This window comes from Azomonas macrocytogenes, assembly GCF_014191985.1.
In the GTDB taxonomy this organism is placed as follows: Bacteria; Pseudomonadota; Gammaproteobacteria; order Pseudomonadales; family Pseudomonadaceae; genus Azomonas; species Azomonas macrocytogenes.
The window spans coordinates 61,250-79,030 of sequence record NZ_JACHXI010000006.1 but is presented as its reverse complement, the minus strand read 5'-3'; the positions used below and the strand labels follow the sequence as shown (position 1 = coordinate 79,030).

At 62.4% G+C, this 17,781-nt stretch carries 20 protein-coding genes and 3 pseudogenes; 14 read left to right on the top strand and 9 right to left on the bottom strand.

The features are described 5' to 3' along the window. Nucleotides 1-3 precede the first annotated feature (3 nt). From gspG to FHR87_RS07955, 8 genes are all read left to right on the top strand, one after another. Nucleotides 4-435: a type II secretion system major pseudopilin GspG gene (gene gspG, locus FHR87_RS07990; protein WP_183166188.1), complete on the top strand. Its 432-nt coding sequence runs from the start codon at nucleotides 4-6 to the stop codon at nucleotides 433-435. Nucleotides 436-437: 2 nt separating this feature from the next. After that, nucleotides 438-1,031, top strand: coding sequence for a type II secretion system minor pseudopilin GspH (gspH, locus tag FHR87_RS07985; RefSeq protein ID WP_338021236.1), 594 nt, complete (start codon nucleotides 438-440; stop codon nucleotides 1,029-1,031). Further along, entirely contained in the window at nucleotides 1,028-1,474 is a 447-nt protein-coding gene (gene gspI, locus FHR87_RS07980; protein WP_183166187.1) for a type II secretion system minor pseudopilin GspI, read from the top strand. The genes gspH and gspI overlap by 4 nt, the downstream gene beginning before the upstream one ends. Next, nucleotides 1,455-2,159, top strand: coding sequence for a type II secretion system minor pseudopilin GspJ (gene gspJ / locus FHR87_RS07975; RefSeq protein ID WP_183166186.1), 705 nt, complete (start codon nucleotides 1,455-1,457; stop codon nucleotides 2,157-2,159). Before gspI ends, gspJ begins: the two co-directional genes overlap by 20 nt. Continuing rightward, entirely contained in the window at nucleotides 2,156-3,112 is a 957-nt protein-coding gene (gene gspK / locus FHR87_RS07970) for a type II secretion system minor pseudopilin GspK (protein ID WP_338021235.1), read from the top strand. Before gspJ ends, gspK begins: the two co-directional genes overlap by 4 nt. Before the next feature lie 7 nt (nucleotides 3,113-3,119). Then, nucleotides 3,120-4,256 (top strand): type II secretion system protein GspL, encoded by a 1,137-nt coding sequence (gene gspL, locus FHR87_RS07965; protein ID WP_183166184.1) that lies wholly within the window; start codon nucleotides 3,120-3,122, stop codon nucleotides 4,254-4,256. 2 nt (nucleotides 4,257-4,258) lie between these two features. Continuing rightward, on the top strand, nucleotides 4,259-4,771 hold the full coding sequence (gspM, locus tag FHR87_RS07960; protein WP_183166183.1) for a type II secretion system protein GspM: 513 nt from the start codon (nucleotides 4,259-4,261) through the stop codon (nucleotides 4,769-4,771). 141 nt (nucleotides 4,772-4,912) lie between these two features. Beyond that, nucleotides 4,913-5,743 carry a Tim44 domain-containing protein gene (locus FHR87_RS07955; protein ID WP_183166182.1) on the top strand — a complete coding sequence of 277 codons (831 nt, stop codon included), beginning with the start codon at nucleotides 4,913-4,915 and terminating at the stop codon, nucleotides 5,741-5,743. A 147-nt stretch (nucleotides 5,744-5,890) separates the two neighbouring features. On the opposite strand, the pseudogene FHR87_RS07950 reads toward FHR87_RS07955, so the two are convergent. From FHR87_RS07950 to FHR87_RS07930, 6 genes and pseudogenes are all read right to left on the bottom strand, one after another. Beyond that, nucleotides 5,891-6,259: pseudogene (locus FHR87_RS07950) on the bottom strand (type I restriction enzyme endonuclease domain-containing protein); the annotation flags it as partial. Between the two features lie 186 nt (nucleotides 6,260-6,445). Continuing rightward, nucleotides 6,446-6,910, bottom strand: a pseudogene (locus tag FHR87_RS07945) (alpha/beta hydrolase); the annotation flags it as partial. Between the two features lie 205 nt (nucleotides 6,911-7,115). Beyond that, entirely contained in the window at nucleotides 7,116-7,985 is an 870-nt protein-coding gene (locus FHR87_RS07940; protein WP_221189777.1) for a virulence RhuM family protein/type II toxin-antitoxin system death-on-curing family toxin, read from the bottom strand. A 19-nt stretch (nucleotides 7,986-8,004) separates the two neighbouring features. Next, nucleotides 8,005-8,133, bottom strand: a complete 129-nt coding sequence (locus FHR87_RS19550) for a Fic family protein (protein ID WP_338021239.1) — start codon at nucleotides 8,131-8,133, stop codon at nucleotides 8,005-8,007. A gap of 243 nt (nucleotides 8,134-8,376) precedes the next feature. After that, a pseudogene (locus FHR87_RS19545) lies at nucleotides 8,377-8,955 on the bottom strand (Fic family protein); the annotation flags it as partial. Between the two features lie 3 nt (nucleotides 8,956-8,958). Continuing rightward, the gene (locus FHR87_RS07930) at nucleotides 8,959-9,186 is read right to left on the bottom strand and encodes a hypothetical protein (RefSeq protein WP_183166181.1); all 228 of its coding nucleotides are present in this window, start codon (nucleotides 9,184-9,186) and stop codon (nucleotides 8,959-8,961) included. Between the two features lie 59 nt (nucleotides 9,187-9,245). Here FHR87_RS07930 and FHR87_RS07925 point away from each other — a divergent pair, with 59 nt between their 5' ends. The 5 genes from FHR87_RS07925 (at nucleotide 9,246) to FHR87_RS07905 (ending at nucleotide 13,185) form a co-directional block, all read left to right on the top strand. After that, on the top strand, nucleotides 9,246-9,626 hold the full coding sequence (locus tag FHR87_RS07925) for a hypothetical protein (RefSeq protein WP_183166180.1): 381 nt from the start codon (nucleotides 9,246-9,248) through the stop codon (nucleotides 9,624-9,626). Between the two features lie 83 nt (nucleotides 9,627-9,709). After that, a complete protein-coding gene (locus tag FHR87_RS07920) occupies nucleotides 9,710-10,804 on the top strand; it encodes an ABC transporter substrate-binding protein (RefSeq protein WP_183166179.1) in 1,095 nt (364 codons plus the stop codon). Further along, nucleotides 10,801-11,628 (top strand): ABC transporter permease, encoded by an 828-nt coding sequence (locus FHR87_RS07915; RefSeq protein ID WP_183166178.1) that lies wholly within the window; start codon nucleotides 10,801-10,803, stop codon nucleotides 11,626-11,628. The genes FHR87_RS07920 and FHR87_RS07915 overlap by 4 nt, the downstream gene beginning before the upstream one ends. Nucleotides 11,629-11,641: 13 nt before the next feature. Continuing rightward, complete coding sequence (locus FHR87_RS07910) at nucleotides 11,642-12,421, top strand: ABC transporter permease (protein ID WP_183166177.1); 780 nt, start codon at nucleotides 11,642-11,644, stop codon at nucleotides 12,419-12,421. Nucleotides 12,422-12,432: 11 nt separating this feature from the next. Next, nucleotides 12,433-13,185: an ABC transporter ATP-binding protein gene (locus FHR87_RS07905; protein ID WP_183166176.1), complete on the top strand. Its 753-nt coding sequence runs from the start codon at nucleotides 12,433-12,435 to the stop codon at nucleotides 13,183-13,185. 72 nt (nucleotides 13,186-13,257) lie between these two features. Here FHR87_RS07905 and FHR87_RS07900 read toward each other — a convergent pair whose 3' ends face one another. After that, nucleotides 13,258-14,175 (bottom strand): LysR family transcriptional regulator, encoded by a 918-nt coding sequence (locus tag FHR87_RS07900; protein WP_183166175.1) that lies wholly within the window; start codon nucleotides 14,173-14,175, stop codon nucleotides 13,258-13,260. A 131-nt stretch (nucleotides 14,176-14,306) separates the two neighbouring features. Here FHR87_RS07900 and FHR87_RS07895 point away from each other — a divergent pair, with 131 nt between their 5' ends. Beyond that, nucleotides 14,307-15,044 carry an SDR family oxidoreductase gene (locus FHR87_RS07895; protein ID WP_183166174.1) on the top strand — a complete coding sequence of 246 codons (738 nt, stop codon included), beginning with the start codon at nucleotides 14,307-14,309 and terminating at the stop codon, nucleotides 15,042-15,044. Between the two features lie 16 nt (nucleotides 15,045-15,060). On the opposite strand, the gene FHR87_RS07890 is transcribed toward FHR87_RS07895, so the two are convergent. Together FHR87_RS07890 and FHR87_RS07885 are read right to left on the bottom strand one after the other, a co-directional pair. Continuing rightward, nucleotides 15,061-16,209, bottom strand: a complete 1,149-nt coding sequence (locus FHR87_RS07890; protein WP_246335865.1) for an alpha/beta hydrolase — start codon at nucleotides 16,207-16,209, stop codon at nucleotides 15,061-15,063. A 358-nt stretch (nucleotides 16,210-16,567) separates the two neighbouring features. Beyond that, complete coding sequence (locus FHR87_RS07885; protein WP_183166173.1) at nucleotides 16,568-17,542, bottom strand: sulfite exporter TauE/SafE family protein; 975 nt, start codon at nucleotides 17,540-17,542, stop codon at nucleotides 16,568-16,570. Nucleotides 17,543-17,781: the final 239 nt, after the last annotated feature.

Sequence of the window (17,781 nt, the reverse complement as noted above, 5' to 3'; positions counted from 1 at the left end):
ACAATGCGTGTGCGCAAACAGGGTGGCTTCACCCTCATCGAAATCATGGTGGTCGTGGTGATCCTGGGCATTCTCGCGGCCCTGGTCGTACCCCAGGTGATGAGCCGCCCGGACCAGGCCAAGGTCACCGTGGCCAAGGGCGATATCAAGGCGGTCGCGGCGGCGCTGGACATGTACAAGCTGGACAACTTCAGCTACCCCAGCACACAGCAGGGCCTGGATGCCCTGGTGAAGAAACCGGCCGGCAGCCCGTCACCCAAGAACTGGAACCCGGACGGTTACCTCAAGCGCCTGCCGAAAGATCCCTGGGGCAATGATTACCAGTACCTCTCGCCAGGTACCCATGGCACCACTTTCGATCTTTACTCGCTGGGCGCCGACGGCCGGGACGGCGGCGCCGACCTGAACGCCGACATCGGCAACTGGGATCAGTGACCGTGTACCGGCAGCCGGCCCTGCGCCGTCGCCCTATACGTGGCGGCCAGGAACGCGGCTTCACCCTGATCGAGCTGATGGTGGTGCTGGTCATTCTCGGCATCCTGGTCAGCCTGGCGGTACTGGCCGGCAGCGGCGGCAGCACCTCCCGCGAGCTGGGCGACGAAGCCCGCCAGCTTGCCGGCCTGATCGGTGTACTGGTCGACGAAGCGGTGCTGGACAACCGCGAATATGGCCTGCTGATGGATAACCAGAGCTACCGCGTGCTGCGCTACGACGATGCCAGAGCCGGCTGGCTCGACACCGAGCAAGGCGCGTTGCACCAGTTGCCGGGCTGGGCCCGGCTCGACCTGCAACTCGACGGCACTCCGCTGCAACTGGCCGCGCCGCTGCCAACGGACACGGATTTCACTCGCCCGCCCGAGCGCCGGCGGCAAGCCAAGGGACCGCAGCCGCAACTGCTGATTCTCTCCAGTGGTGAGCTTTCGCCGTTCACCCTGCAACTCTCTGAACGCCGCAGCGGCGGCAACACCTGGCAGCTGGCCAGCGACGGTTTCCGTCTGCCCCAGGCGCAACGGCTGGAAAAACGCCGATGACACGCCGATCAGGCGGTTTCACCCTGCTCGAAGTGATGGTCGCCCTGGCCATCTTTGCCATCGTCGCCGCCGCAGTGCTCACCGCCACCAGTCGGGCGCTGACCAACTCCGCCCGGCTCACCGACCTGACCCTGGCCGGCTGGGTCGCCGATAACCGCCTCACCGAACTGCAACTGGCCAAACCCGTACCCGGCACCGGGCGGGAAAAACACGAGCTGGATTACGCCGACCGCCGCTGGGCAACGGAAAGCCTGATCGAGGCCACCAGCGATCCGAGCCTGCTGCGGGCGACTGTCTGGGTTGCCATACCCAGCCGCTCCAGAAGCTCGCCCAGCGCGCATGCGCTCACCAGCCTGACCGGCTTTCTTGAGGTAACCGAGCAGGACCAAGAGCAGCAAGAGCAGCAAGAGCAGGAGGCGCCCGATGCCGCTACCGCGCACTGAACACCAGGCCGGCTTCACGCTGCTGGAAGTGCTGATTGCCATCGCCCTGTTCGCCCTGCTCGGGCTCGGCACCTACCGCATGCTCGAAGCCGTGCTGCGCAGCGATGCGGCCACGCTGACCCAGGAACAGTACCTGCGCGAACTGAGCCGTGCCGTCTGGGCCTTCGAGCGCGACATACAGCAAATTACACCACGGGCGATCCGCGACAACTTCGGCGACGAGCGCGTTGCCTTCATCGCTCAGCACGACAGCAAGGAAGGCGGCATGGTGCTGGAATTCACCCGCAGCGGCTGGCGCAACCCGACCGGTCTGCCACGGGCGGAACTGCAGCGGGTGCGCTGGCGCCTGAGCGACCAGCATCTTGAGCGTCTCTATTGGGTCGTGCTCGACCGGGAAGTGGATAGCCAGCCGCGTATTCAACGCCTGCTCGACGGCGTACTCGACATGCAGCTGCGCTACCAGGACGAAAATGCCACCTGGCATCAGGAATGGCCACCTTATGATCGCGCCAGGGTCGTCGACCCCACCGTGGCTGCCGAGCGCCTGCCGCGTGCACTCGAAATAACCTTCCAGCACGCGCGCTACGGCAGCATTACCCGCCTGTTGCGCCTGCCCGACCCGCTGCCGCGCCGCGAGACGGCCAATACCCACGACGGCCTACCGCCATGGGCTGGGCGCCAGTGAGAAAACAACGCGGCGTCGCCCTGATTACCGTGCTGCTGATCGTGGTCATCGTCACCGTGGTCTGCGCCAGCATGATCGCCCGCCAGCATCTGGCGATCCGCACCACGGCCAACCAGGTACTGGCCCGCCAGGCCTGGCACTATGCGCTGGGCGGCGAGGTGCTGGCCAAGGCGATCCTGCGCCGTGATACACAAGCGGACAAGACCAATGGCTCCATCGATCACCTCGGCGAAGCCTGGGCGCGACCGCTGCCGGCCTTGCCCATCGAGGCCGGCGCGATCAACGTGCGTATCGAGGATCTGGCCGGGCGCTTCAATCTCAATAGTCTGGTACAGAACCAGCAACCCAATACCGCCGCCATCGCCCAGTTCCGCCGCCTGTTGCTGCAACTGGGCATTGAGGCGCCCTATGCTGAGCGACTGGTCGACTGGCAGGACCGTGACCAGAGCCCGGGCCAGCTCTACGGCGCCGAGGATCTCGAATACCAGCGCCTCGACCCGCCCTACCGCACGGCCGACCGCCGGTTGTACGACGTTTCCGAACTGCGCCTGCTGCTGGACATGCGTGACGCGGACTACCAGCGCCTGGCGCCCCTCGTCAGCGCCTTGCCAGAGGATGCAGCGATCAATATCAATACCGCCAGCGCCCCGGTGATCGCCAGCCTTGACGATAAGCTGTCACTGGATACCATCGCCGCCGCCCTGCAGGAACGCCCGGCCAAAGGCTTTCGCGATATCGCCAGCTTTCTCGCCCAACCAGCCTTGAGTGGCACCGAACTGAAAGGCACGCAACTGGCGGTGAAGAGTCAATACTTCCAGGTCACCAGCGAGGTGCGCCTGGGTGGACGGCGGCTGGTGCTGGCCAGCCTGCTCAAGCGCGAGGACGACGGCAGCATTCGCGTACTACAGCGTAATTTCGGGCAACCGCCGCGCCTGCTCAACGAAGGAGACTGACCCGTCCATGGACATGCTGTTCCTACCCGCCGACGCGGGCACCAGGCTCACGGCCGAAACCCCTGTGTACTGGTTGCCCGACGACGGTCCCGGCGCGACGCTGAACCTGACCGAATGCGCCGCCGCCGCACGTGGCCCGCTGGCGCTGGTGATTCCGGTGGAAAGCTGCAGCTTCTTCGCCGTGCAACTGCCGACCCGCAAGGCACGCTGGGTCGAGCAGGCAACGGCCTACGCCGTCGAGGAGTTGCTGGCAGAGAACGTCGACGAACTGCATCTGGCGCGTGGCGAGCTGCTGGCCGACGGCCGCAACCGAGTCGTGGCCATTCGCCGCAGCCTGCTGGCGCACTGGCTCGGCCAGTTGAACGTACTGGGTCTGGAGGCGACGACCATCCATGTAGATGCCGACCTGCTACCCCGCGAAGCTACGCAACTGCTGTTTCTCGGCACACGCGGCCTGCTCGGTGGCAGCCAGGAGGTGCGCCTGGCATTCGCCACGGCCAACTGGCCGCTGCTCGCCGAGCAGTGTCCGCAGCCGCGCCACGCCCAGGGCACTACAGCCGAACCCCCGGAACAGGTCGAGACATATCACCTGCTGGACGAGCCTTATCGCTGGCTCGCCGCCGGGCGCGCGGCAGCGGTGAACCTGGCCCAGGGCGAATTCGCCACACGCAGCACCGGGCAAGGGCTCGACCGCTGGAAACCGGTGCTGGCGCTGCTCGGCCTGCTCCTGTTGATCCAGCTCGGCTTCACCCTCGGCCAGAGCTGGTACCTGCGCCACCAGGGCGATCGCTATGCCGACGCCAGCCTGGCGCAGTATCGTGAGCTATTCCCCGAGGATCACCGAATCATCAACCTGCGGACGCAGTTCGACGAACACCTGAACATGACCACCCAATCCTCGGCAAACTTCCTGGGCCTGCTGGAACAGACCGCCATGGTGATCGCCGCCGGCACGCCGGTGGTCATCCAGCAACTGGATTACAACCTGCAGGGTGGCGGGCTGGTGCTGCAGGTCAGCGCCCCGGATTTCGCCACGCTGGAGCAATTTCGCCAGCAGCTGGGCGAGAACGGCCAGGCCGTGCAACTGGGCTCGGCCAACCGCGACGGCAATCTCGTCAGCGCCCGCGTCACGATAGGAGGTTAACGATGCGCTTCCAGGAACAGCTGAACACCGCGCTCGAGCAGTCGCCGCTCTGGCAGCGCTGGCAGAAACTGCCTACCCGCGACCGCCAGGCCCTCATCCTGCTCGGCGCCGTGCTGTTGGCGCTGGTCCTCTATCTCGCCGTCTGGCAGCCGGCACAGCGCTCGTTGATCGAGGCGCGCAGCTATTACCAGCAACAACGCGACCTGCACGCCCACATCGAGCAGAACACCGACCTGGCCCGGCAAATGTCCCGCATCCCGCACCCCACCGTAGCGCCCGAGCAACTGCAGGGGCTGGTCACCCAGACGGCCCAGCAACGCGGCCTGATCGTGGAAAGCCTCGACAATGGCGGCGATGGCACCCTGACCATCAATCTACCCAATGCTGCTGCCGTGACCCTGCTGAGCTGGTTGGCGGAGCTGCAAAGGCAAGGCATACAGCTGGACCGAAGCAATCTGCAGCGCATGGGTGACGGGTTGGTGAATGCCGGCGTGACGCTGCGGGCGGCGCAATAGCGGATTCCGGCAGAATACGAATAGGCGAGTACACCCCCGCCAAGCGAACCGCAAGGGTAAAAGACGGATACATTTATCTTTGGCTTTTCCCTCGTAATGCTGGGCAACATGGCGGCGTGACTCATTAATCGGGAAACTGCCATGCAACGTTTTCTCAGTATCTTCATGGTCTTCTGCCTCGCTCTGACCCTGAGCCTGGAGGCTTCCGCCAAGCGCTTCGGCGGCGGCCAAAGCATGGGCTCGGCGCCCAGCCACCAGACTCGCCAGGCCCCGCAGCAGCAACCTCACGCCAACCCTGCCGCGCCACCGCAACAACCTGCGCCCAGCGGTGCTTCGCGCTGGCTCGGTCCGCTGGCCGGCATTGCCGCCGGTGGCCTGCTCGCTTCGATGTTCATGGGCGACGGCTTCGAAGGCATCCAGCTCCTGGATATCCTCCTTATCGCACTGGTCGCCTTTCTGGTGTTCCGCTTCATCATCGCGCGCAAGCGTCGCCAGCATCAGCCGGCCATGGCCGGACATGCGCCACTGCAACGGCAGATGCCGCAACAGCAGGTGCCTGGTGGTACGTCGCGTGCCCCCGGCGCGGCGCTGATCAAGGCCCCGGCCTGGTTCAGCGAACAGCGCTTCGTCGAGAACGCACGCACCCACTTCATGGCCCTGCAGCAGCATTGGGATACCAACGAGATGGACAAGATCGCCGAGTTCGTCACGCCGCAGATGCTGCAACTGCTCAAAAAAGAACGCCAGGAACTGGGTGACGGCTATCAAGCGACCTACATCGACAACCTGCAGGTCCAGCTCGATGGCGTCGACGACCTGGCCGACAAAACCGTCGCTACCGTAACCTTCAGCGGTACCGCCAAGACCTCGCGCTTCGACCAGGGCGAACCGTTCAGCGAAAGCTGGCGCATGGAACGGACCCAGGGTGAAAACCAGCCCTGGCTGGTCGCCGGCGTCCGCCAGAACACCTGACCTCACGTGGCAGCGCCCGACTCCGGGCCGCCTGCCGCAAACAGGCCCATGCCACGCCATGGGCCTGTTTTGTATCTTCCGGAAGTTCCAACGCTCAGTCATCGTCGATAGCAGATGCCGTTTCGGCTCGCCTCGCCCTGCATCAACTTATTTCGACCACTCGTTCGATAACGATTCCGCCTGCTTGAGTACCAACTCAACCGCATCGGGTTGCTGGTCGGGCGGGTACTTCCACTTCTGCAAAGTCCGCCGCACCAGAATTCGCAGCCGGGCGCGCACACTCTCGCGCACCTGCCAATCCACCGTGGTGCTACCCCGCAGCTTCTCGGTGATCTCGACGGCGATCTTCTTGAGGATTTCATCGCCCAGCTCCCGTACCGCGCTTTCATTGTTGGCCAGTGCATCGTAGAAGGCGATCTCGTCCGGATTCAGCCCCAGCGCAGCTTCGCGTTCCAGTGCTGCCTGGAAGTCCTTGGCCATCTGGATCAGTTCCTCGATGACCCGCGCCGTCTCCACTGCCACGATGGCATTGTCCAGGATCTACTTGAGCGCACTGTTCCTGTCCGCGTCGGAACGCTTGCGGTCCACCGTGGTGAACTTGACGATATCCAGCTTCTTATCAGCCGCTTTCGCGATCATGGTAGGCAAGCGTGCGCTTGATGAACTCGACGACGCCGTTACCCAGCACGTTGGCCAGTGGCAGCTGCGTCCTTCCTGCACGGCGAGGCTGGCGATCAGGGCGCCTTTGCTGTGGCCGATCAAGATCAACTGGCCGAAACGTGGATCGGCCTTCAATTGCCAGTTCCAGGCGATGGCATCCTCGGCGTAACGCTCGACGCTCAGAGCACGCTCGTCCGGCCCTGCGGCCTGGATGGCGGCAATACCGCGCTTGTCGTAGCGCAGGCTGGCGATGCCGCTTCTGGCCAGCACCTGGGCCAGGCGCTTAAGGCTGTCGTTGCGCATTTGTGGATCGTTGCCATTGTGATCGGTCGGGCCGGAGCCGGCAATCAGCAGTGCGACCGGCAGGCGTTGCTCGGACTTGGGCAGCATCAGGCTGCTGTGCAGCGTTCCGGTGGGGGTATCCAGCTCGGCGCTGCTGTTGAGGATGGCCTGGGCGAAGGCGAAAGGCGCGAGCATGGTCAGCAACAGGCAAAGCAATGAGTGCATCGGAGGTCCGTTCCGCGAAGGTTGATCAGAGGGTGATGGGGCAGAAGGTCTTCGCGTTGTTATTCAGTCTCGCTCACGGGTGTTCCCCTTCCGTATCCGCCCTGAGCAGCACGAAATGCTCGATCAGGCGAACCATCAATTCCTTCTGCTCGGGCAGACTTTCGGCCACCAACAGGGCCAGCGCCACCAAGGTATTGGTCGTTGATCAACCGCTCACAGGCTGCGCCAGCAGTTGCTGGTTCAAGCGCAGATACCACAGGAACAGAAACGAACCCGTACGCTTGTTGCCATCGGCCAGTGGGTGGTTCTTGATGACGAAATACAGCAGATGCGCCGCCCGGCTGGCCACGTTAGGGTAGAACAGCTCATCGCCAAAACCCTGCTCGATGGTGGCAATGGCGGAAGCCAACCCCTCGCCACGCAACTGGCCGAACAACTCCGTGGCCTCGCCCTTGGCGATCAGTTCCGCCTTCAATTGCGCAATGGCCGCCAGCGCATCGTCCAGCGCCAGCATGCCGTTCTGACGGGCGTTCTGTTCTTGCAAACTCTGCTCGTCACAGCCTTGCAGCAGGCTCCAACTGCGGGCGTAGTCGCCAATCACCTGCAACACGGCGCGACCTTCATCCGAGACAAGCTGCTGGTTGGCCAACGTGCGCGACAGCAGGCTCACCGCCTGCTCGAACTCGATGCCGCGCTCGGCCAAACGGCGCTGGTTCAGCGTATAGCCATCGACCAGATGCTGGCGCAGCACACCGGTGGCCCATTGGCGGAACTGCACGCCACGTGGGGACTTGATCCGATAGCCAACCGAGATGATGACGTCGAGGTTGTAGAACTGCGTCTGGTAGGTTTTGCCATCCTCGGCAGTACGTGCAAATTTTGCACATACTGAATCGCGCACCAGTTCCCCCTCCTTGAACACATTGAGAATGTGCTTGGTGATGACCGAACGCTCCCGCCCGAACAGTTCGCACATCTGCTCCTGCGTCAGCCAGACGGTTTCTTTATCCAGAGCCACATCAAGCTGCGCCTGGCCATCGGCACTGGTGAAAATCTGGATGTGTTGTCTGTTCATTGTCGATTACCTCCCTGTATTACCTGTAACTGCCGTCCTGCAAGGCCGCTCGTTTTTGTAAACCGGGGCCAGTCAGGCGATAACGCTGGTTTCTGCTGTTGGGTTTGTCAGGCAGAGTCATCTCGACCAGCCCCAGCACCGCCTGCATTTCCTGCCGCGCCATCTCGCCGGTGAGCGCCCGCAGCAAGGATTCAACTTGCGGGGAATCTTGCGGGGTAGTCGTCTGCAACGTCCGATCACTGCACTCCAGCATGAAGCGGATAAAGGGCGCGCAATCCGTTGCTGCCGTACTGTCATTCAACGCCTGATAATAGGCGGCCTGTTGCCGATGAATCAGGCTCTCCACCGGCAACCAGGCAAAGGCTAGCTGCCAATGGGAAAGCAGCAGCGTTTGCCATAATCGCCCCATGCGCCCATTGCCATCGGCAAAAGGATGGATAAATTCAAACTCCTAATGAAACACCGAACTGGCAATCAATGGATGTTCACGGGTATTTTTCAACCAGCCAAACAACTGCTGCATCAGTTCAGGTACCCGGTTGGCTGGCGGTGCCATGTGCAATATTTCCTTGCCTGCCATCACGCCCACACCACCACTGCGGTAATTCCCTGGATGATCCGGCAGACCTTTCATCAGCAACTGGTGCGCTGCCAATAAATCCGCTTCTTTCAGTCCATTGCAGTTCGGCAGTTGTTCATAAACCGCCAGTGCATTGCGGGCTTCCTGCAACTCACGCGGCGGAGCCAGTACGGTTTTACCCTCCAGCAATGCCGTGATCTGCTCTTCCGACAGGGTATTGCCCTCGATCGCCAGCGAGCCGGTTACCGTGCGAATGCGATTGATACGGCGCAGACGTAAACCCAGCCCCTGCTCCGGCAAGGCACTCAACCGCCCCACCTGCTCCGCAATGGCGGCGACCAGCGAAACGATGTCGCTGGTGAGGGTGTAGGGGGGCAGATAAGTCGTCATGTATTATTCAGCGCCTTTAACATCTGTAGGGAAATGCTTTGCAAGCAACAATGCCCGTATAGCCTGATCAGGCTTGGTGGCGTCAATCAGATCAACTATTGAATGTTCCCAGGAAGTTATTTCGGATAGTTGTTTTTTAATGCCGCCGAGTTCTTCTACTACCTTCAACAAGGACGGTTTACCCATCATTCCTGGCAAACCCAGCCAGTTTCCTGGAGTCGAGCTGGACACGGGCGAAGTCTTTGTTGAGCACGTTTTTCAGACGGGCATTCTCGCGTTCGACGGCTTCCATGGCGTTGTCGATCAGCCAGCCGACCGAGCGCATTTCTTCGGGCTTGTCCTTGCCGGGTTTGTTCTACGGCAGCGTCGAGGTCGGAGCGCAGCTTACCGTCAGGCGATGGTGTGCGATGGCGGCGGGATTGTATCAGCGCGCCGAAAGGTACTCGCTCCCGAGCCCGGCCTGTGCCGTTTCAAACAGCACGGGCCACTATCTGCCGGATTTCCCACAGTTACTCGGCGCGGCTCTGGTGCGCGGCGGCTTGCTGCGCCGCATTCTGCGGGGCAAGCGGGCCTTGGCAAGGCAAGCCGCGGGCGTCTGGTGCAAGGCGCTGGCGCAGCGTGCTATATCGCTATGGCATTTCAATATTATAAAAATGAAAATTATGGCATAAGCCGTGCACGCTTCCTTTTCGCTCCTGGCCGACCTTGCACAACCGGCCGGCGCCGACAAAAACAGGAAAAGGAACCTCGATCGATGAAACGCACGCTGTTGTCTTCCCTGCCGCTGGTATTCGCCGCAGTCTGGTCGATCCCGGCCGAAGCGGCCGATCCGCCGAAGGTGATTCGCTTCGGTATGGCGACCGTCGGCAAGGGTGGCATTCCGTACGCGTCCGACAACGTGTCTGGCCTGGCTCATCAACGCCATGCCATCGAGGAGGAACTGAAAGGCGACGGCATCGAGGTCGAGTGGATCTACTTCAAGGGCGCGGGTCCCGCCGTCAACGAGGCGCTGGCCAACAAGCAGCTGGATTTTTCCATGCAGGGCGATCTGCCGGCCGTGATCGGCAAGGCCGGTGGCCTGAACACCCGCTTGATCACCGCCGATTCGCTGCTTATTTCGACTTATCTGGTGGTACCGCCGGAATCCACGGCAAAAACCCTGGCGGACCTCAAAGGCAAACGCGTAGGGCTGTTCAAGGGCACCAACATGCAGCTTTCGGTGGCTCGGGCGCTGAAGGCCCAGGGTTTGCGCGAACGGGATTTCCGCATCATCAACATGGACCTGGCCACCATAGGCGCCGCGCTGGCAGCAAAGGATATCGATGCCGGTTGGTTCAGTTCGGAAGCCTTTCTGCTCCAGGCCAATGGCACCGGCCGGATCATCTACGACATCCGCGCGCAGGACCCGCGCCTGACCCGCCAGGCCCATGTACTGGTGGATGGTGATTTCGAGCAGCAGCATCCAGAGATCGTGCAGAAAGTGGTCAACGGCCTGGTCAAGACCGCCGCCTGGACCTCGGCGGCGGAAAATCGCGAGGCTGCCATCGCCTTGTGGGCCAACTCCGGCACACCTGTCTCGGCGCTGCGCGCGGTGCAGGAGGGTCAATCGCTGGCGCGCCGCTATTCGCCACGGATCGATGGTTTCTTCATCGACCGCTATCGCGCCACGGTGACCGAATCCCGCGAGTTGGGGTTGTTGCGCGGCGATGTCGACGTAGCGAGCTGGGTCGAGCCGAAGTATGTGGATAACGCCATCGCCCAGCTCGGCCTGCAGCAGTTGTGGCCAGTGTACGACGCCGATAACCGGCCGCATGTGCAGGAATCCGCCGCCAGGGACACGGACCGATGAACACGACGCTCGTCCGTTCGCCGTTGTTTGCTGGCCGACGCTGGCCAAACCTCGTACCGCCACTGCGCTGGCTCGCCCTCAAGAGCTGTGCCCTGCTGCTACCGGCGGCCCTGCTGCTGCTCTGGCACACGGCGGTCGTGCGGCAATGGGTTTCGGCGCAGATTCTGCCGCCGCCGTCGCTGGTGCTGGAAACCCTGCTTACGCTCTGGCACAGCGGTGATCTGTGGTTCGAGCTGTCCATCAGCCTGCAGCGGGTATTGATCGGCGCGGCCATGGGTAGCGTGCTGGGTCTGTTGCTCGGCCTGTCGATGGGGCTTTCGCGGCGCGTCGAAGCCTATCTGTTGCCGCTGTTTCAGGCCATCAGCCAGGTGCCGGTGCTGGGCTGGATTCCGCTGTTGATGATGCTGGTCGGTATCGATGAAACCCTGAAATACCTGGTGATCGCCCATGCGGTGCTGGTGCCGTTGACCATCAATACCTTTTCCGGCATCCGCGCGATTCCACCGAGTTACCTGGAAGTGGCCCAGGTGTACCGCTTCAACCTGGCTCAGCGGCTGCGCCGGGTCATCCTGCCGGCGGCGCTGCCGAGCCTCTTCACCGGCCTGCGCTTCGCCCTGACCAAAGGCTGGATTGCACTGGTCACGGTCGAGCTGCTGGCCTCCAGCGAAGGCCTCGGCTACCTGATGGTCGACGGCCGGCAAATGTTCCAGCTCGACCAGGTGATCGTCGCCATGCTGATGGTCGGGCTGGTCGGCCTGGTGCTGGACAAGGGGCTGGCACTGCTCGAAACCCGCCTGCAGCGCTGGCAGCGCCAGGCGTTCTGAAGGAGATTCGCGCATGCCCGCCCAGCACTTGAAGAAACGTTTCGACCTGCGCGGCTGGGTGGTTCCGCTCGGGCTGCTTGCGCTCTGGTGGCTGGCTACGGCAGCGGAATGGGTGGATACCCGCCTCGTCGCCAGCCCGGTTGCCGTGGCCGAGGCGGCCTGGCAGGCAGCGATCAGCGGCGAGTTGTGGCAGAACCTTGCGGCCAGCCTGCAACGCAACCTGACCGGTTTTGCACTGGGCGCGTCCCTGGGCCTGGCCTGCGGTTGCCTGCTCGGGTTGTCGCGGCTGGCCGAACGGCTGGTCGGACCGACCTTCCACACGCTCAAGCAGATCGCCCCGTTCGCCTGGATTCCGCTGCTGTCGGCCTGGTTTGGCTTCGGTGAAGCGGCCAAGGTGGCGTTCATCAGCCTTGCGGTGTTCTATCCGGTGGCGCTGAACAGCTTCGAAGGCATCCGCGCCACGCGCCGCGAACTCTATGAGGTGGCACAGGTGCTCGGGCTGACCTCGACGCAGCGGCTGTTCAAGTTGCTCCTGCCTTCCGCCGCACCGGCGATCTTCGCCGGTCTGCACCTGGGGTTGATCTACGCCTGGCTGACGACGCTGGGCGCCGAATACTTCTTTTCTGCTGCGCCCGGCATCGGCAACACCATGATCGATGGACGCGAACATTTCGCGATGGATCAGGTGATCTATGGCCTGGTGGTGGTCGGTTGCGTTGGCATCGTGCTCAACCATCTGGCTGGTTGGATCGAAAAACGCGCCCTGGCCTGGCGCGAGCCACATCATCATTGAGGAGCTATGCCATGCGAAGCGACTTTCTCAGCCTGCGCCAGGTCGACAAGCGCTTTCCGGTCGAAGATGGCGAACTGCATGTGCTCGACGATATTTCCCTGAATATCCGCCAGGGTGAATTCATCAGCATCGTCGGCGGCAGCGGTTGCGGCAAATCTACCCTGCTGCGCCTGCTGGTCGGCCTGGAGCAGGCTTCGGGTGGCAGCCTGCAACTGGATGGCGCACCGATCGAAGGCACGGACCCCGAACGCGGCATCGTCTTCCAGGATCACCGCCTGTATCCCTGGCTGACCGTGGAGGACAACGTTCTGCTGGCGCTGCTCAACTCGCCACTGAGCAAGGCCGAGCGCCTGCAGCGGGTACATGAACATCTGCGCCTGGTGGGCCTGGAAGCCTTCGCTAGAGCCTGGCCGGCGCAGCTCTCCGGCGGCATGAGCCAACGGGTGGCGATTGCCCGCGGGCTGGTCAATCGACCGAAGATCCTGCTGCTGGACGAACCCTTCGGCGCCCTCGATGCCCTGACCCGCGCCCAGTTGCAGGAAGAACTGGCGCGGATCTGGCTGGCCGAGGGCATCACCACCGTGCTGGTCACCCACGATGTGGACGAAGCCGTGTTCCTGGGTGATCGCGTGGTGGTGATGCAACCGCGCCCCGGCAAGATCGGGCGCATCGTCGAGGTGGACCTGCCGCACCCGCGCCACCGCGACCATCCACGCCTGCACGAGCTGCGCAGCGATATCCTGCGGGACTTTGCGCGGCACTGAGACAGGCCGCGGTATGGCGTATTGCATGTTCAATGAGGCCTTGACGGGAACGACTGCCTCGCACGCTTATGCTCAGACCGATGCAGGGACAGGACCGAAACGCTCTTCGTACAGCTTGCCGACCCAATCGATGAACACCCGGACCCGTGGCGACAATTGCCGGTGGTAGGGATACAGGGCTGAGACGGGCAAGTCCGGGCTCTTCCAGTCGTCCAGTACCGCTACCAGGCGGCCCTGGCGCAGTTCTTCTTCCACATGGAAGCGCGGTAGCTGGATCAGGCCGCCACCGCGCAAGGCGCAGACGACATAGTTCTCGGCGTCGTTAACCGAAATCCAGCCCCCCAGCGAAAACGCCTGCAACTGCCCAGCGATGAGCAATTCGAATGGATAGTGGGTGTGCCGGGTACTGGAAAAGAAACCTACCGCCTGATGGGCAGGCAGATCGTCCGGGTGCTGCGGAACACCGAAGCGTTCCAGGTAGAGAGGGCTGGCGCAGATGACCTGCGGCATAACTGCCAATCGGCGCGCCACAAGCGACGAATCGCGCGGATTGCCCGCGCGCACGACGCAATCGATGCCTTCCTGAATCAGGTCCACCAGGCGATCTCCGCCGCTGACTACCAGATCGATGCTCGGATAACGAGCCCGAAATTCATCGATTCTCGGCAGTACGATCCGGGTTGCATGGATGCCATGCAGATCCAGGCGCAGCACGCCACGCGGATTGGCGGCTACGTGCTGCAACGATGATTCGGCATCCTCCAGCTCGCCGAGGATGCGAACGCAGCGCTCATAGAAAGCCTGTCCGTCCAGCGTGGGTTGTACCTGCCGTGTGGTCCGTTCCAGCAAACGGGCCCCCAGCCGCGCTTCCAGCTCCTTGATGGCGTGGGTCGCCGTGGCGCGCGGAATATCCAGGGCACCCGCAGCACGGGTGAAGCTGCCCATTTCCACAATACGGGCGAACAGTTGCAGGGAGTCGAAGCGGTCCATGTCGGCTATTGTTTATTTATTTTGAATTGTGTTGCCAATTAATAGCGATTTATCCCGAATGGCACAACATGAAGAATGCCTATCCAGCAAGTCCGGCCGCTTCTGGCCATACGACACAGAAGGAGCATTGCATGAACACTGCCAGCAAAACTGCCATTGTCACCGGAGGCTCTCGCGGCATCGGTCAGGCTATCGCCAAACGTCTGGCCGCCGACGGCTTCGCCGTTGTGGTCGGCTATGCCGGTAATGCAGCCAGGGCGCAAGAAACCGTATCGACCATTCGCGCCCAGGGCGGTACGGCCATCGCTACCCAGGCTGATATCAGCGATCCCGAACAGGTAGCCGCGCTGTACGAGAGTGCCCAAGAGGCCTTCAGCCGTATCGATGTCGTGGTCAACAATGCCGGAGTCATGCCTGTCGCGCCTATTGCGCTCGAAAGCCTGCCCGAGCTCTACCAGGCGGTCGCTACCAATCTGCACGGCACCTTTCTGATGATGGCCCATGCGGCCAGACACCTGGGTGAAGGTGGCCGCTTCATCGCACTATCCTCCAGCGTGCTGGCCAAAAATTTCCCGGGTTACGGGCCGTACATCGCTTCCAAGGCGGGCGTCGAGGGTCTCGTCCATGTGTTCGCCAACGAACTGCGCGGACGCGGCATCACGGTCAACGCAGTGGCTCCCGGTCCGGTGGCGACCGAACTGTTCCGCCAAGGCAAGAGCGAGGAACAGATCGCTCAGATCGTCAAGCAGGCACCGCTCGAACGGATTGGTCAGCCCGACGATATCGCCAGCGTGGTGGCGTTTCTGGCAGGCTCGGACGGCGCCTGGGTGAATTCCCAGGTGCTGCGCGCCAATGGCGGCTTCGCCTGAGCCTTCGAAGCCATGCTCAGGGTGCCTTGGTCGCCTGGATCATCCGGACGGGTGTCGCGCCCTGCTCCAGCACTTCGGCCATCACCTGTGTCTGCCAGTCGAAATAGGGATTGTAGGTCAGGCGTGCGTGGACCTTGCCGTCTTCCCGATAGCCCCAATCCGAGAACCAGACCGGTGCGCCCCGCTCGCAGGCTGCGGTCGCGGCTTCATCCTGACCGTTCCAGCAAATGCGCAGACTACCATCCTGGCCATAGAGTGGATTCTCGGGCGAAAACAGTAGCCCCATGTGCGAGAACTGGCTAATTCGCCGCTCGGGCAGGGCATCCGAGCGCACCAGCACCCGTGGATCGTCGGCAGCCGCTGCCACTGGCGGCTCGCCATACCAGACCAGCCGGCTGGCCGGATGGGTGAAGCGCGTCTGGAAACTTTCCATGAGATAAGCCGTATCCAGCACCGAATCGTGGCGGACCACCACCATGAAGACGGGCTTGTCGTAGGAGCGCTGCTGCAGCTCCCGGCGGGCGACGCGGCTGCTGCGATAAAACTGGGCGAAGCCGTTGGTCGGGACCGTCAGGTAGCGCACGGCATTCTGCATGGGCCGCTCGCTATTCGAGCCGAGCACCCATGGCCGGATCCAGCTGATCCATGGCGTCAGCCAGTCGTAAAGGCTGTCGGATTTGAACGCTGGCGAAAACAGCAGCAGGCCGGCAATTTCCGGATGCGCATAGGCATATTCGAGGGCCAGATTCGCCCCTGTGGAAAATCCGCCCAGATAGACCTGCCCCACCTCCCGCTGCAGGATCGCGACCTGCTCGGCAACGACGCGCCGCCAGTCTTCCAGGCTGGTTTCCAGCAGATCGGCCGGCTGCGTGCCATGGCCGGGCAACAGTATCGATCTGGCCAGAAATCCCTGCTCCGCCAGGCGAGCACCGACATCGTGGAACGACCAGGGCGAATCGCCCAGCCCATGAATCAGCAGGATACCCCGCCGGGGCTTGCCCTGCGGACGCCATTGCTGCGGTGCATTCCAGCTCAGTTCGGCCGAGCGATTCTGGGTCTGGAATACCCGATGGCGCTCCAGCCACTGCAAGGTATCGTACTGATAATCCTCGAACCGCAGCTGCCCCAATGGCATGCCAGCGGCCTGCGAAGGTACGGCAGCCATCAGGGCACCCCCCAAAACTGCACAGCGGCACAGCGTTGCTATCAACCTATTATGAATATCCATCCGGTACTACTGTCCTTCATCCATTGCCCCAGTGAAATCATCCTTGTAAATCATCCCTGCGATCAATCCATCCAAGTGGACAGCAGTATTCAACCGGCACGAACAATCCGGCCCTCAGGTTCGGCTCCGCCTGAGCAGCGCCCGCTGGCCAGGCGAAACCAGGACAAAGGATTGAAGATCCGCTAGCGGAACAACGGCAGGGTATCGGGAGGGAGGGAGTGCAGGCGCGGTGCCGGGCAATTCTGCCCGGGCAACCGGAGCATGATGATGAGGAAACGTCAGACCGGGCAGTGACTCACCACAGCTTGCTGAGATTGTAGAGACTCAAGCTCGAGATCAGTACCCCAACGATGGCCAGCAGCACCTTCGGTGGCGCGTACTTGGTCAGCACGGCGGCGAAAGGCGCCGCGAACAGGCCACCGAAGATCAGACCGGCGATCACCGACCAATGCGTGAAGCCGCCCAGCACCGCAAAGGAGACACCACCAGTAATCGCCAGGAAGAACTCCGCGGCATTGACCGAGCCAATGGTGGTGCGTGGATCGTGCCCGCTGCCCAGCAGCGAGGTGGTGACGACCGGCCCCCAACCGCCACCGCCCACCGCATCGACAAAGCCGCCAGTGAGCGCCAGCGGTGCCACATACTTCGGTGGCTCGGTCTGCACGCGCAGTTGGCCCCACAGCTTCGACAGAATATAAATGCCGATCAGCAACAAGTAACCCGAAATCCAGGGTTTGAGAACGTCGCCGTCGATCGACGTCACGATATAGGCACCGGTCACCGCGCCGATGATGCCGGGGATCAACAGCCGCTTGAACAGCGCCTTGTTGACATTGCCCAGTTTCCAATGCGACAGGCCCGAGAATCCGGTAGTGAAGATTTCGGCGATATGCACCGAACCCGAGGCCGCTGCGGGAGGCACCCCAGCAGAGAGCAGAAAGGTAGTCGAGGTCACGCCATAGGCCATGCCCAGCGCGCCATCGACAATTTGGGCACCCAGGCCCACTGCCGCCGCCGTCCAAAAGGATCGGGATTGCAGGCCCGCCCCCAGATCACCCAGAAGTGTTTCCCAGCCGCTGGGCAGGAAATAACCCAGCCCGCCCGCCAGCAGCAGGATAAAGATCGGGACCACGCGAATAGCCCAGTAGCGCGCATTGCGGCCAACGGCCTCGGTGGCGGCTTCCAGGACCAAGGGTTCTCGCGTATGCGTGGCGCTTGGCAAGCTCTCTAACGCAGCCGCATATTCGGCTTCGGATTGGGGTTTAGTCATCTGCTGGCTCTCCAGAATAGTGAATGCACTGATTCGCAGAGCTAATGTTAAAAAGTGTTTTATGGCTGTGGGAAAGACCTAAATCGGCTATCGATATGCAAATGACAGACCGCCGCCCCCAACGCCCAGGCCTTGTCCAGACGCGGGCCAACGCCTGCAGCAACGACGACTGAACCACCAGACTGTCGTCGCCACGGCAGGGAAGAATCTACCCAGGTAGGTCAGCGGCCGTGACCGAT